Origin of the sequence: Lysinibacillus sp. NPDC095746, from assembly GCF_044763535.1 — a bacterium.
In the GTDB taxonomy this organism is placed as follows: domain Bacteria; phylum Bacillota; class Bacilli; order Bacillales_A; family Planococcaceae; genus Lysinibacillus.
Genome location: NZ_JBIWGL010000013.1, coordinates 63,328 through 78,036, shown reverse-complemented (window position 1 = coordinate 78,036; position 14,709 = coordinate 63,328). Strand labels below are relative to the sequence as shown.

At 34.6% G+C, this 14,709-nt stretch carries 16 protein-coding genes; 6 read left to right on the top strand and 10 right to left on the bottom strand.

Features of this window, described 5'->3' with window-relative positions; all coding sequences use genetic code 11:
- The first annotated feature begins 262 nt into the window (after window positions 1–262).
- Entirely contained in the window at window positions 263–1,123 is an 861-nt protein-coding gene (locus ACIQ7N_RS11590; RefSeq protein WP_402932106.1) for a DUF6612 family protein, read from the top strand.
- A gap of 626 nt (window positions 1,124–1,749) precedes the next feature.
- On the opposite strand, the gene ACIQ7N_RS11585 is transcribed toward ACIQ7N_RS11590, so the two are convergent.
- The 3 genes from ACIQ7N_RS11585 to tsaA all read right to left on the bottom strand — a co-directional run bounded on the left by ACIQ7N_RS11585 (window position 1,750) and on the right by tsaA (window position 4,631).
- Complete coding sequence (locus ACIQ7N_RS11585) at window positions 1,750–2,892, bottom strand: DUF418 domain-containing protein (RefSeq protein ID WP_402932104.1); 1,143 nt, start codon at window positions 2,890–2,892, stop codon at window positions 1,750–1,752.
- Between the two features lie 685 nt (window positions 2,893–3,577).
- A complete protein-coding gene (locus ACIQ7N_RS11580; RefSeq protein ID WP_402932102.1) occupies window positions 3,578–4,132 on the bottom strand; it encodes a GNAT family N-acetyltransferase in 555 nt (184 codons plus the stop codon).
- A gap of 37 nt (window positions 4,133–4,169) precedes the next feature.
- A complete protein-coding gene (gene tsaA / locus ACIQ7N_RS11575; protein WP_402932100.1) occupies window positions 4,170–4,631 on the bottom strand; it encodes a tRNA (N6-threonylcarbamoyladenosine(37)-N6)-methyltransferase TrmO in 462 nt (153 codons plus the stop codon).
- A 290-nt stretch (window positions 4,632–4,921) separates the two neighbouring features.
- On the opposite strand from tsaA, the gene ACIQ7N_RS11570 reads away from it, so the two are divergent.
- Complete coding sequence (locus ACIQ7N_RS11570) at window positions 4,922–5,926, top strand: nucleoid-associated protein (RefSeq protein ID WP_402932098.1); 1,005 nt, start codon at window positions 4,922–4,924, stop codon at window positions 5,924–5,926.
- A 149-nt stretch (window positions 5,927–6,075) separates the two neighbouring features.
- Complete coding sequence (locus ACIQ7N_RS11565; RefSeq protein WP_402932096.1) at window positions 6,076–6,384, top strand: hypothetical protein; 309 nt, start codon at window positions 6,076–6,078, stop codon at window positions 6,382–6,384.
- Between the two features lie 132 nt (window positions 6,385–6,516).
- On the opposite strand, the gene ACIQ7N_RS11560 is transcribed toward ACIQ7N_RS11565, so the two are convergent.
- From ACIQ7N_RS11560 to ACIQ7N_RS11545, 4 genes are all read right to left on the bottom strand, one after another.
- Complete coding sequence (locus ACIQ7N_RS11560; protein WP_402932094.1) at window positions 6,517–7,242, bottom strand: metallophosphoesterase family protein; 726 nt, start codon at window positions 7,240–7,242, stop codon at window positions 6,517–6,519.
- 20 nt (window positions 7,243–7,262) lie between these two features.
- Entirely contained in the window at window positions 7,263–7,766 is a 504-nt protein-coding gene (locus ACIQ7N_RS11555; RefSeq protein ID WP_402932092.1) for a DinB family protein, read from the bottom strand.
- A 71-nt stretch (window positions 7,767–7,837) separates the two neighbouring features.
- Window positions 7,838–8,380, bottom strand: a complete 543-nt coding sequence (locus ACIQ7N_RS11550) for a TlpA family protein disulfide reductase (protein WP_402932090.1) — start codon at window positions 8,378–8,380, stop codon at window positions 7,838–7,840.
- A gap of 52 nt (window positions 8,381–8,432) precedes the next feature.
- Window positions 8,433–8,810 (bottom strand): hypothetical protein, encoded by a 378-nt coding sequence (locus tag ACIQ7N_RS11545; protein ID WP_402932088.1) that lies wholly within the window; start codon window positions 8,808–8,810, stop codon window positions 8,433–8,435.
- Between the two features lie 796 nt (window positions 8,811–9,606).
- Here ACIQ7N_RS11545 and ACIQ7N_RS11540 point away from each other — a divergent pair.
- Complete coding sequence (locus ACIQ7N_RS11540) at window positions 9,607–10,086, top strand: DUF6530 family protein (protein ID WP_402932086.1); 480 nt, start codon at window positions 9,607–9,609, stop codon at window positions 10,084–10,086.
- A 19-nt stretch (window positions 10,087–10,105) separates the two neighbouring features.
- On the top strand, window positions 10,106–11,482 hold the full coding sequence (locus tag ACIQ7N_RS11535) for an MATE family efflux transporter (RefSeq protein WP_402932084.1): 1,377 nt from the start codon (window positions 10,106–10,108) through the stop codon (window positions 11,480–11,482).
- Window positions 11,483–11,579: 97 nt separating this feature from the next.
- On the opposite strand, the gene ACIQ7N_RS11530 is transcribed toward ACIQ7N_RS11535, so the two are convergent.
- From ACIQ7N_RS11530 to ACIQ7N_RS11520, 3 genes are all read right to left on the bottom strand, one after another.
- Window positions 11,580–11,918 carry a hypothetical protein gene (locus ACIQ7N_RS11530; RefSeq protein ID WP_402932082.1) on the bottom strand — a complete coding sequence of 113 codons (339 nt, stop codon included), beginning with the start codon at window positions 11,916–11,918 and terminating at the stop codon, window positions 11,580–11,582.
- 175 nt (window positions 11,919–12,093) lie between these two features.
- Entirely contained in the window at window positions 12,094–12,294 is a 201-nt protein-coding gene (locus ACIQ7N_RS11525; RefSeq protein WP_248716720.1) for a cold-shock protein, read from the bottom strand.
- A 540-nt stretch (window positions 12,295–12,834) separates the two neighbouring features.
- Window positions 12,835–13,758, bottom strand: a complete 924-nt coding sequence (locus tag ACIQ7N_RS11520; RefSeq protein ID WP_402932080.1) for a substrate-binding domain-containing protein — start codon at window positions 13,756–13,758, stop codon at window positions 12,835–12,837.
- Between the two features lie 163 nt (window positions 13,759–13,921).
- On the opposite strand from ACIQ7N_RS11520, the gene modA reads away from it, so the two are divergent.
- Window positions 13,922–14,707 carry a molybdate ABC transporter substrate-binding protein gene (gene modA, locus ACIQ7N_RS11515; RefSeq protein WP_402932078.1) on the top strand — a complete coding sequence of 262 codons (786 nt, stop codon included), beginning with the start codon at window positions 13,922–13,924 and terminating at the stop codon, window positions 14,705–14,707.
- Window positions 14,708–14,709 lie beyond the last annotated feature (2 nt).

The window sequence follows — 14,709 nt, the reverse complement described above, 5'->3', positions numbered from 1 at the left end:
GGAAATCATCCCCGTGTTTTAGTATTTAAAAACACCGTTGCAATATTTCACTTTAACTAGCACCGGATTTATTATTATTTATGAATTAATTTTCTTGCTACTCATAGTGAGTAAGAAGACTTATTTACCAAGACATGCATTAGGTATTTACTATTATTTTATTTTTGAACTAGTACTGTTTTTAAAATAATGAAACTTTTACTATTATAGTAATGTATACTAATAGATGATGTTTTTTACCAATGAATAGGAGATGAAAGTAATGAACAAATTTTTTAAAGTTTTAAGTGTTGGAGCACTAGCACTAACACTAGCTGCCTGTAACAGTAGCGCTACCCCTAAGAAAGACACGACTAATAAAAGTACACTCACTTTAGAGCAAGTGTATGAAAAAGCGATAGAACGCCAAGCTGACATTAAAAGCACGAGTGCAAAAATGGAAACAACTCAAGATTCCAAAATTGGCTCAGGCGATCAATCTATGGAGTTTTCCATCAAATCGAAAATGGATATGGATGTAGTTACCGATCCTATTGCTATGCACTTATCAGGTTCAATGACAATGCCAGATATGGCTAGCGCAGATCAAAAAAGTACGGAAATGCCGATTGATATGTACATGAAGAAAGATCAAGGCTTTTTTATGAAGGATGAAACAACTAAAACTTGGTATAAGTTACCGAACGAACAATTTGATGCAATTATGGAACAAACTGCATCATCTGCAGATGCTAAGGTACAATTAGATCAACTTAAAAACTTTATCAAAGATTTCAAATTCGAACAAACAGATAAAGCATATATCTTATCTTTAGACGCTAAAGGCGATAAATTTAAAGAACTTATCGATTCAGAAATTAGCAAATCCATGAAAGATATGGGTCTTGAAGAAAACCCACTTGATAACTTAACTATCGATAAAATACACTATGTTCTAGAAATTGATAAAAAGACTTTCGATACAAATAAATTGGATATGAATTTCGATTTAAAAATGAAAGTTGAAGATCAAGAACTATCAATGAAAACAAAATCAGTTGTGACATACACTGAATTCAATCACCTAAAAACAATCGACATCCCACAAGAAATTATCGATAAAGCACAATCTATTGCACAATAATCAGTATAAAAGGAATCTGCTTACTTTCATGTACGCAGATTCCTTTTACTTTAGGTATCACTTTAAGTGAAATCGACTTTTTATAGTCCAACGCTACTACAATACAATTTGCTTCATTCACAAAACGTTGGCATAGTAAATCATCACTACTCCATCAATCCATAAAAGCGCTGGTTTTCCCTTCACCTTTACCTTTGGCTCCTAAATTCTAAAACGTAGGGAATCATTATCATCTGGTCCTTGCATCATTTTGAAACTTGCTATCGGAGCAGGTTGAGCAATTGCTACTAATCCTCTAATAGCCTCCTAATTGTCTAATCTAAAGTTGGCATTAGTGATACGTTTTTTTGATCAATACGGTTTCCATTCATTTCATCCTTTGATCATTAAAATTTCCTTTATGATTTTAAGAAGTTAATTTCCACCATCAAGCACCCGTTGAAATTAAAAACCTATCACATTTGCAATCTCTTCTTGCGATGCGAAACTTCGCATCGTTCGTTTTCCTCTGGATTCGTCTCTATTCCCTTCAAAATCTATTCTCTAGCAGGACATATAGCTAGAACCATATTCAAGGGCTGCTATTACAAAGGGGATTTTTCTCATCCCCTTTGTTTTAAAATGATTCAATCACTATTAATACTCTGTTCTTTTTGCTTTAATCGACCATCAATCGACCAATTCGTCCATATCCGTAAAGCCTGCTCAAATGGCCCACGCTTGAATTTTTTTAAATAGAAGACGCTGCCAATGCACTGCACACAATAAATTCCTAATCCAAATAACATACCATTAAAAACACCTAATTTTCCAAACAATCCAAAACCATAGCCAAAAAATACTGTTGTACAAATAATAGATTGCATTAAATAATTAGTTAAAGACAGCTTACCAACACATTCAAATGCATGAATAATAGACGAAGTACGCCATTTCTTATAGAGTAAGGCAGCTACACATACATAGCCTAACGCTAAAACTTGTGCCCCACTCATCTGCAGCATAGTCGACAAATCTCCTTCTTTTAAACTCAAATATTTACATAGTAACCCTATAGGTACAAGTATCATACCTAGCTTATACCACTTTTGTTCCCGCTCCATATTTACAAATGCCCGCATTTTTGCAAGCGCCATACCAAGTAAAAACAACTGTGCATAAAATAATGGCGCTACAAATAATAGGATAGATGTTTCTTGTTCCGGCATTAGCCTATTTAGACGAAAATTAACGACATCTAAATAACTACCATGTGCATAAATGGCATCTGCTTTTTCAATATACGCATTGATATCCTGCTGATTTGCTGGGAGATCTAAGTTAATATTCATTATAATTGCGACTGAAAATACAAAGAAAATACTAGCCCATATGATAATTGTTTTTGCTTCTCGATTAATGAATGGTAACAAAAACAGAATCATACAACCATAATATAAGAGTATGTCACCTTCCCATATAAATGTAGTATGCAGCCAGCCTAATACAATGAGCCCCATGCTCCGTCGAAGTATAATCCATCGACTTTTCATCCCTTTTTCGCGTACCGATTCAATTAACTTTATAAAAGAAAATCCAAATAACAGCGTAAAAATAGGCATAAAAGAGCCACCAATAAATACCCTCACAAAATCCCCTGCACTTTGTGATGATAAATTTTTTAAGGCTCCATGCATGCCATATTGAAAAATTACTAAATTAGCAAGTAAAATCCCAAGCAAACTAAATCCACGAAGACTATCAACGAACGAAACCCGTTTCAATCCCATCATGTTTCCCCTTTCCATTTTTCCATTCATTTAAAGAAAGAATAACTTAATAACCTTATAGCAATTTAATCGTAATCTTAAGACGGTCTTAAAAAACAGAAAAATAGAACTATTCTGTTATAAATGCACTAGAGGGACATGGGAATGGACGTTTGAATTTTGTTTCGATACAAACAAAGACTTCTACTCATTAAGTAGAAGTCCCATGTTATTGATAAGCTATTTTCTTAATTGAACATTCTTCAGAAAACGAAGGGTAAATACCCGTTTCGACTTAGCGCCTTCCACGGGGCGTCGTTTGTCCGAAAAACGAAGCGGCAGCAAAAGGGTTTTTCTGCGCAAATGCGAAGCAGTAGCGCTTTGACTATTCTTTCCGTCGTCCTGACCTCTTTCCGTCGCTTCGGCCTTTCTTTCCGTCACTCTGACTCTTCTTCCGTCGCTTCGGCCTTTCTTTCCGTCACTCAGACCCTTCCTTCCGTCGATTCGACTATTCTTTCCGTCGTCCTGACCTCTTTCTGTCAGTAAAGGGTTTATCTGCGCGAATGCGAAGCAGCATCATCAAAAAAGGCGTTATTAAAATACCTTAATGCATTTAGCCTCCGTTCCCCTAACTCGCTTCTTCCAATCCAGGATCTCATCTAACTTATCCTCGAGGAAGAATTTAAGCTTTACATATTCACTTACTTCATTGATATGCTTTAGCATCTATAGAATAATGAAGCAATCCTTCAAAATCCTTCAGTTCCGAATTAAGATTGTTATACGTATATTCATAGCTCATTCCCAGTTTATCTACAATTCGTAAAGATGCCACGTTTTCAGGATGAACAACAGCAATAATATTAGGTAAACCAATCTTATAAAAAGCATAATCCATCAAAGCTTTTGTTGCTTCAGATGTTATTCCTCGCCCTCTATAAGCTTCAGAAATACCGTAATAAATTTCGATTTCTGTGTCTTTTACATCATCGGGGCCAAGCCCGCAATAACCAATTAATTTTTGACTCTGCTTCTCTACAATAGCTAGATTAAGCTTATGTATCTTAGTAGGCGTGTTTTTTAAGTTACATTGAATGGACCACTCTATTACTCGCTGAACATCATCGCGGCTTGGCACGTCCTCTGGGATAAATCGGTAAAAATCAGGCTCAGAAACGACTGCATATAACTCATCCAAATCAGTGAAAGCATATGGACGAATTACTAGTCTCTCGGTTTCAATATGAAGATTTAAAAACATAATGATTTCTCCTTAACAAATAAAATAAAACAATATACTAGTCCCAATAATTCTTCATTAAATCAGTTGCCCATTGTGGCTGTTTTATTTCACCTTTCGGTAGAAATTCTTTCATTACAGGTTTTATATCAATGATTGGTGTTCCATCAATAGCATCTAAGCCTTTAACGATTAATGTTCTATCTTTTAATTCTAGTAATTCTACAACTGTTACGCCTATTTTATTAGGTCTATTTTTACCTCTCTGTGCAAAAATACCGACTTCCGGATAGTCCGTATTATTTCTTGGATGTCTCGCTTCATATTGAATTTTTTCAGCTTCCACTTTGTCAAAATAAAAAATTATTTCTAAATGAGAAAAATCATCAATCCCCTTTAAAGATGATTCATACATATCTTTTGTCAATTCAATAGTAGACATGACACCACCCCAATTGTCGTCTTCAATCATTGTTCGACTATTGCTCACTACAGCTATTGGTTTAATGTTATAAAGCATATTTAAGACCTCTTCTCTTTGTAGATTTCTTTATGCATAGTTCCATTTAACCCCATTATACTTCAGCAACCATCAATGTCAATTTAAGGTAATGTACTTGTCATTTCAAATGAGTTTCCCTATTTAATAAAGAACCCATAGCCTTATACAAATGATCAACAAATCTCTTAAATGCATGTATTCAATGTTCTTTTTAAGTTTATTATTCGTAAAAATAAAATACATGAAAAAGTTGCGAGGGATATGATATGGTATATTATCTACAATGAAATTTTTAGAAGGTGGAAAACATGCTTGAAGTAAGTGAAAGTAAGTTATTACAATATATTTTACATTTTATTGACGATACACTCGTGTTAGGTGAGGAATCATTATCACAGCCAGAGGTCATGCTAGAGGCAGCTTTTACACAGCTAGCGTTTAGCAAAATCGATTTAGAGCAGCAATTCGAATTTTTTCATGAAACAGACATTGCCTTAAACGAGGTTTACACATATGTGAGGGCAATATTTGATCAGGAGACTAGTTTCTTAGAACAATCAATCAACATTGCTAAACACTTACATAGTGTATCTCAACATCCTAACATTAAAAGTGGCGAATTGTTTATTGGATTATTTGACAATTGTTTTCTAGCTACAGAAGCTAAAAAAATAATCGCCATCGTTAAAATTGATGAAAAGGAAATGTTTTTAGATGTAAAAAGCGATCACAACAAAATGGTTGTCAATGGTGTTGATGGAATTAATGTAAAGAAAATTAATAACATGGCCATTATCGTAGATATGGGAACGGATGAGGCACCTGCTGTCTTCATGAAAACAAAAAGGAAAGAAGATATTGTCTACTGGCAAGAACGATTTTTAAAGATTAAAGCAGCTGATGAACATTATTACAAAACGAATTTAGCATTAACAGAATGCAAAAAATATATTTTAAAAGAAGAGAGCTTTACAAATACTGAGAAGCTTGGGCTTTTAAACAAAACGCTTGATTACTTTAGAACTGAAGATGAATTTCAAGTAAATAATTATATAGAAACAGTATTTGATAATGCTGAACCAACACAAAAAGATATTATTATTAATTCGGTAAAACCATATGAAACTGTAATTTCTGAAAGTGCGCTTGAAAAGGCTGAAAAAAAATATAAACGTAAAATTAAACTCGATTCTAATATTGAAATCCAGGTAAATGTACAGGATATCGAGCAAGTGGAAGAACTAATTGAAGTAGGCTACGATGAATCTACGAATCGAAAATTCTACAAAATTTATTTTCAGGAAGAACTATAATGATATACTTGTGGCTTTCCAAATATTTATAGGAAAGCCTCTTTTTATAGTTAAAAAAACATATTTCCACAATGAGCAGAATCGCTTCTTTCAAACTATTACCTAATATGTTACAATTTCCTAAAACCTTAAGGAGGGACGTTTGTAATATGTCCTATATAAACGAATTACTAAATTATATTGATAGTGCTTCCATCGAGATTTTACTTGAACTCCTTTTAGTAACTACATGTATTTCAACCATCATTTATTTAATAACTAAAAACCAATATATTTCATACTTATCGTCTGCACCAATATTTTATTTTCTCTCATTAAATTTCAGTCATAATTCTCACTTCATTCTGCTCATCTTAGCAATGACAGTTCAAGCCTCTGTCATTTTATTTATCCAAAAGAAGGATCTTCTAAAAGCAATTACAGCAAAAGACCAAAGCTCACGTCAATATTTAAAATGATAACAATAAAGGACTTGTTTGTATGATGTATCAACAAGTCCTTTTACTTTATTATCCTATTAATTTGGCATAATTGCGTCGAAGGCTTTAGCTTCTCTTAGCGAGTGTTTGGACACCCGCTGAAATACCACCTTAAACTCTTCCATATTTTAATGCTCTGGCCCAATCAGACCTATTTTGAATTTCACTTTGTTTAATAGCGACCTTAGTATCATAAGGAATGCTTAACTGCTCAATCATCCATTCACCATTCCGCTTTTCTACAACTGTATAATTCGCAAATGGTGTACCGGATTCCATCTTATAATAGAACGGTTCAACTTCTTCATAAGCAGGCAAACCGACACTACCTGGATTAATAATGATTTTGTTATTAGGTAAATAAACAATCGTTGGAAAATGGGAGTGACCACAAAAAATAATATTTTGTGGGATATCTTTTACTAATCTCATTATTTCCTCTGTCTGTTTTAAAGTAACACCATTTGGCGTTGTATCATTCAACATATATTGCTCATCATTTTCAGGTGAAGCATGACAAAAGTAAAAATCATCTGTCTGAATGGAAAATGGCAGGTTAATTAACCAGCTTTTATGTTCTTCTGAGAGCATGTCTATTACATATTGCACGGTTGCATTTTCCGACGAAGACGCCAACAATATCCGATCACAATTCCCACTTACACTTTTAATATTTGTACTCTTTATCATTTCATATGTTTCTAACGGGAATAACGGTCCGTAAAGAGTGTCACCTAAATTATATATCTTATCGATACTTCTATATTTTATATCTTCTAACACTGCTTTTAATGCATCTTTATTTCCATGAATGTCTGATAATACAGCTATTTTCACACTATCATCCCTAATTAGTTTTACATTTTTGGAGCTTCCATACCGAAATTTGTCCACTCCTCTTTAGCTGGCCCATAAATGCCTGGGACAGTTAATCCCGCCTGTCGCATAAGAACCGTCATTTGTCCCCGATGGTGATTCTGATGTTGAATCAAGAACATTAACAATGTACCAATTCGCATTTCTTGACCGAAAAAATTAATGTCCTCGTGAAGGGTTTGATCAGTCCAATTTGTTTTTATCGCCTTCACAAATGCATTATTAGTTTGGGCATAGCTATCTGCAATAAATTGCGCAGAAGTGGGAACAGGATAATCTTTAGATGGAGCATCAAATGGTAAACTTGTATTTGAAGTAATGATTCGAATTGCAGTAACAGTATGCCAAGCAATACGTCCTAAAGTCCAATTGTCAGACGTTATTTCCTGTTTAAGCGATTCATCAGTTAGATTATTTAATAACCTCTGTGTACAATTTGCTTCGAACGCCCAAGACTTAAAAAAATCATTTAAACTCTGATACATAATAATCCCCCTCTTTCTTAAAAGTGACGCCAATAGAAAAGTGCTCTCATCATAAAGGAAATGTTTATAGATTAGTAGAGATTTTCAATATATTTATTTAATTCTTTTTGATTAATCGATCCTTTTATCGTGTACATTAATTTACCTTTGGAATCAAATATAAAAGTTGTTGGATAAGCCATTATTTCAAATGATTTTTGAAGTGTACCATCTAAATCAAGAAATATAGGGAAATTCAATTTGTATGACTCTTGAAATTTCATGGCATTTTCACTACTATCTTTAGAAGTTGCATTGATCGCTAACAGCTCAACATTTTCTGGTTTATTGGTATAAAAATCCGTAAATTCAGAAGCCTCTTCTTGGCACGGTCCACACCAAGATGCCCAAAAGTTAACGATTAGGACCTTTCCATTGTATTCTTTAAATGTTGTTGATGATTCGTCTAATCGTGTTAATTTTGCATCAAAAACAAGCTGTTTTGTTCCATCTTCATTTTCTACTATCGGATTGACTGTTGTTTCTTTTATGAATACATTTTTCACAACAATTCCTACAAGTACTACGACTAACAAAGCAGATATATAATAACCTAAACGCTTTTTATCCTGCACAAACAATCACCTACATAACCTTTTTTAATTATCATTTTCTTTTAAAACGTACCTAGATTGAATTTCGATAAGCTAACATTAATTTTTCTTTGGCTTTCTGACCTGCTATGCCGTTTTTTAATAAATCATCAGATTTTTGGTGATCTAAAGTTTTTGTAAATTGATTGAATAGGCTATCCAACAAAACGTCAGTCATCCCGCCTGTGCTTTGCTCTGTATCTTGTTCCTTTGGTAATTTTGTTTCTTTAATCAGTACTCTTTCACCATTTAAATTTGTTACATAATGACGAAGATAACCACCTTCTCTTATAATTTCATATTTCGCTTTTGCCTTTTTATTTTTATCTAAAAATAAATCTGGAGATAGTCTATTAATTTCACCTTTTTTAATCGTATGTATGTAATTATTATTTGTAGATTGGATTCTCATTCTATTACCCTCTTTCATTCGTTTTTCCGATATTCAAAGAAAATGCCTATTTGATTTCCATTATATAAACCAATTGGATCATAACCAAAACGTGTGGTTGATTTCCGTTCCGACCGGGCGCTTTGTTGCTGTCGCTACGCTTTCGCACAGTCAAAACATTTGTTGCTGTCGCTACGCTTTCGCACAGTCAAAACATTTGTTGCTGTCGCTTCGCTTTCGCACAGTCAAAACATTTGTTGCTGTCGCTACGCTTTCGCACAGTCAAAACATTTGGTGCTGTCGCTACAGAAAACATTTGGTGCTGCCGCTACGCTTTCGCTACAGAAAACATTTGGTGCTGCCGCTACGTTAACACTACGCTTTCACACAGAAAACATCCGCTGCGCTGCAGGGTCTCGGGCCAACACGATGTTGGTCACGAAGGCGTTATCACAGGATGTGATGCTTTTAGCCTTCGTTCCTCTATCGCTGATCCCCCAGGAATCGCCCAGTCGAAACGAAGGTCAACTATTTACATAGTAGAAGTTTTAACAAAAGTCATCCATAACTTTTGATGATGAACCAACCAATTACCATTTTAACCAATTTAATGAATTCAGTCTACTCTCTATATAACTATCCCCTTTCATCAATGCAGTCTTACAAGATAACATTTCAACTAATTTGTTCGTTAGATCCATTGCATGAAAAATTTTCCACAAATAGATTGACCTCCGAATTTGTCCAATGTTATATTTACTAATGCAGTAATTTACTAAATTACTAAAAATTGAACGAATAAAGGGGGATGTAATTAATGAAAATACCTACTCATTTAAAGCATAAACCTGTTATTGTTGCTGAAAATTATGCCAATATTGATGGGCGCACTGCTTATCATACAGATGCGCAAGGGCTGTCACTTGGCTTAGCTCAATGGAATGACAGAGGCAAGGTTGATATTTCGGCTAAAGTGTGGCGTCATACAGGTGGTAAATGGTCACGTCAATCGGAAGAATTACCACTTCATCGCGTGCTTGACCTTGCTATATTAGTATGTGAATCTCAGCTTCATTTTAAGGAAGCTTATCGCTACGATCATTTATATGATGAAGAAAACCCTGTTATTAAACGTATTGGCTTACAAGGGGATGCAATGACAGTGGAAGTATGTACGGAAAATGAACAAATTGAAGAGGATATTAAGCTCTTTAATCAAGCTTTAAGTGCGGATGGTGAACTAATTGGCGAACGCCTGCGCACGCTATCACATATTTTAAAGGAAATGGGTTATTAAAACCCAAGAGGGGATAAAAATGAATCAACAAATTTTACATGATGATAAGAAACTGCAAAAAGCTTTTTTTAATTTTTTAATCCCGGTTATGCTAGCGAATGTACTGCAGTCACTAGGGCAAGTCTTTGGCATGTTTATAGTTGGGCGCAATTTAGGTGTTGATGCGCTAGCAGCAATTTCAGCATTTTTTCCATTCTTCTTCTTTTTAATGGCATTTGCTATTGGGATTGGCTCAGGTAGCTCGATTTTAGTAGGGCAAACGTATGGGGCTGGCAATCATGAGAAGATGAAGGAGGTTGTAGGGGTAACTTTAGCCTTTACAACGATTTTATCGATTGTCGTCGCAATTTTTGGTGGCTTTTTTATTGAGTGGATTTTACGCTTTATGCAAACACCCAAAAATATATTAGATATGAGTATAAGCTATGCTCAAATTTTATTTTTCACATTACCAATTATGTTCTGGTATATGGTGTACACAACCTTTATGCGTGGTGTAGGTGATTCCAAAACACCTTTTTTATTTTTAGTCATAAGTGTTATTTTAAATATCGCATTCCTACCACCATTAGTTTTCGGCTGGCTTGGCCTGCCTAAGTTTGGTTTAAACGGCGCTGCTTATGCCTCTGTTTTATCCAATCTAGTGACGATGTTATTATTATTTGCCTACTTGCATAAAACAAAGCATATTTTACGCTTAGACAAATCGATTCTACAGCATTTTAAATTAAAGAAGGATATTTTAGCTTCATTATTAAAATTAGCCATTCCAGCAAGCATTAGTATGGTTGCAATCTCTGTAGCAGAAATTGCAGTAATAGGCTTTGTTAATGTTTACGGCTCCGATGCTACTGCTGCTTACGGTGTTGTCAATCAGGTCGCTAGCTATGCACAGGTGCCTGCGATGAGTATTGCTATTGCGACCTCAGTATTTGTGGCGCAGGCTTTAGGGGCAAACTCTACGGATATGATTAAAAAAATTCGTCAATTTGGTGTGCTCGTTAACTATATTTTAGGTGGCGCGATTATTTTAATCATGTATTTATTTGCGGAGCCTATTTTATCTTTCTTTATTGATAAACAGGACACGGTACTTATCGCCAAAAATTATTTATATATCGCATTTTGGAGTTATTTAATTTTTGGCCATACACAAACCGTTTCAGCTACAATGCGAGCTACGGGTGTTGTCTTATGGCCTACAATTTTCCTAGTCATCGCCATTTGGGTAGTCGAGGTACCATTGGCGTTTGTTTTATCGCACTACACTACATTCGAGCTAAATGGCGTTTGGATTGCTTACCCTGCTGCCTTCTGTGTACATTTTGTATTACAATACGCATACTTCAAGCTAGGCTGGCAAAAACGAACATTAAAAGCAATGCTCAGCGATTAATTTTATGATAGGGTCTGTAGACAAAGTTACTGTAACTTTGTCTACAGCAATTCTCTATAGGTGTATAGAGTAAAAAGTTTTGTTGACCCATCATTATTTAAGCTTGGCTAGGCGGGATTATTCCCCAAACCAATAAGATAAAGAATACCAATCCAATTAAAAAGAATATAATTGAAGCAGTAAATATCGGACCTAATTTATAAGTGAAACGTTCTCTTTTCAAAATTATGCCTGTTTGCCCACTAGCTTGAGATGCAAATAATCTAGATATAGCTCCCCCACTACTTGAAAAGTAAAAAGTGCCCCCAGCGAAGACTATACCAGTGAAAAACATTACCTCGATCATTCTTACGGAGAAAAATGAAGCAATAAAATACGTAATTAAAACTTCCACAATAAATGCTACTATTATAATTATCAAATTTTTCCTACTCATATTTATCCTCCTACTCTTCAAAGTTTACCTTCTAACTATGTATACGATTGATTTTGTATATAGTTCCAATTTCACACTCATTAACCAATCCATTTTCATTACAACTCTTCTTTTTTTGCATAAAAAAAAGGCATCCTACTGAAAGGATGCCTTTTTTATGGTTACATCATTAAAATTAAAGTTTTACGATGTTTGTAGCTTGAGGTCCGCGTTGGCCTTCTTCTACTGAGAACTCAACTTTTTGGCCTTCTTCAAGTGTTTTGAAACCTTCACCTTGGATAGCTGAGAAGTGAGCGAATACGTCATTTCCACCTTCTACTTCGATGAATCCAAAACCTTTTTCTGAGTTAAACCATTTTACTGTACCTTGTGCCATTTTGCATGACCTCCATTAATAATATTTAAGTAAAATCATTTTTACTTCAAAAGAAAAAATTCACATATTACAAAAAGCATCAAACAAAACACGATTACTCTTTGTAATATGTGAATTTATTGTTCTCTTGAAAACGATTTTATTATACTTAATATATAAGAAAAAATCATATTTGTCTAGTGCAAAAGAAGAATTTCTAAAATTTAGTTTCTAATTTGCCCGCTTTGTTACAAAAATAAGTTCAACTATGAGGTATATTTAATCCTTTTTAGATCAATGTAATCCTTTAGCGGCGGATGTTTTTTGTGCGAAAGCGTAGTGCTAACGTCAGCAACAGGATGTTTTTGTGCGAAAGCGTAGCGTTCAGTAACAGCACGAGGTTGGTCACGAAGGTTTATCACAGGACGTGATGGTTTTAGCCTTCGTGCCTCTATTGCTAATCCCCAAGGAGTCGCTCAGACTTCACTCCATTCAACCACTTCACGTTGCATTTATCGTATCTTCTGACATGTCACCCTTATTTATACTGCTAAAAGAAGTTTAAAGTGTTTCATATATAACTTGTCCCGTTTGAGTGACGTCATAATCTCCTAGTGCGACTACTTCTGATTGGAAATCTGGTGAATTTAAAATCTCTTTTACCGATTCAACCAGCAGTTGGTTTTCGGGTGTTTTTAATAGGACAATATCATAACGTTCTCTAATAAGTGGTATAAAGTCAACCTCTATGAGTTTTGATATTTTTTCAATACCTATTCCAATGTCTGCATGCCCTTTTGCGACAGCAGAAGCTACATCTATATGGCTCATTTCTTCATCGTTATACCCTTCAATTGAGGATGGAGATATGTGATGTATACGTAACTGTTCATCTAGGAAAGTACGAGCACCTGACCCTTTTTCACGGTTCATCAATTTTAGTGATTTAGTCTTAAAATCATCCATTGATTGAATTTGCAACGGATTTCCTTTTTGAACATAAAAACCTGCACGGCGTGAAATCAGATTGAGAAGAATATAAGAGTGACTTACAAAAATCTTTTTCAAATAAGGTGTATTATATTCCTCTGTATCACCATCGTACAAATGTAAACTAGCAATATCACAATCCCCGTTATACAGCGCCATAACACCATTAAAGCTACCTTCATGCGAGCGCAACACTTTATTAGTTTGTTTTTTCTCTATATATTTCCCTAATAAGTCTAAGGCTAAATCTTGGCCGCTAATAATAATCTTTTTATTTTTTGTCGAAGGAGAAGTCGAGGCAGTAGGTGCAGCAGGAGTTGCTCCTGTCTTGTTCTTTTGTATATATAATTGTAAATCGGTTTTATCCACACGCATTTGTCGACCTACACGAAAAATAGGTAAATCTCCCTTTTTCACTAAATCGTAGATCGTTAATTTTGAAACCTTTAATAATTGAGCCACCTCTTCAATCGTATAGGAATGTTCATGTGACATGTAAAAAATCTCCCCTTCTGCTTCTATTGATTCTATAGTATCGTAATTATCATATTTTTTACATCTTAAAAGTTTCTAGTGATTTGGTATTTCCTTTTTAGACATAACTAATTATAATTAGTTATGTCTTGTTATAACGAGTTATAAAAGGAGTATAATCAACGTGAAAAAGTATTATAGTTTAATAGCTACATTGGTACTACTTATCGGCATTTTAGCAGGTTGTGGTAGCCAAGGAAGCAACAACAAAGTAAACGAACCAGTCGAGTTAACGATTTCCGCAGCAGCTAGTTTACAAGATTCATTAGAAGAACTTCAAAAAGCCTATCAAAATGAACACGATAATATTAAAATCACATTTAACTTTGGTGGCTCTGGTGCTTTACAACAACAAATTTTAGAAGGTGCTCCTGTTGATCTTTTCTTTTCAGCAGCAGAAGATAAGTTTGATGAGTTGGTACAAACGGGTTTAATCGATAAAAAACAAGGAACGGATCTTTTAGCGAACGAATTAGTGTTAATCGTTCCGAAGAAAAATGAAAAACATATTCAATCATTTGGAGACTTAACAAAAGTTGATAAGATTGCTATTGGTACACCTGAAACGGTCCCTGCTGGCAAGTACGGTATAGAAACACTCAAAAACATGTACCTTTGGGAAAATGTGAAATCAAAAGTAGTGTATACAAAAGACGTACGACAAGTTCTTACTTATACAGAAACAGAAAATGTTGATGCAGGATTGGTTTATAAAACAGATGCCCTTGTGTCAGAAAAAGTCGACGTCGTTGCTACAGCCAAAGAAGATACACATACACCTATTATTTATCCTGTAGGTGTTATCAAAGATAGTAAGCATACAAAAGAAGCGGAAGATTTCTATCACTATTTACAAAGTGAGCAAGCGATGAAAGTATTTAAAAAATATGGCTTTCAGGGAACTCATTAATA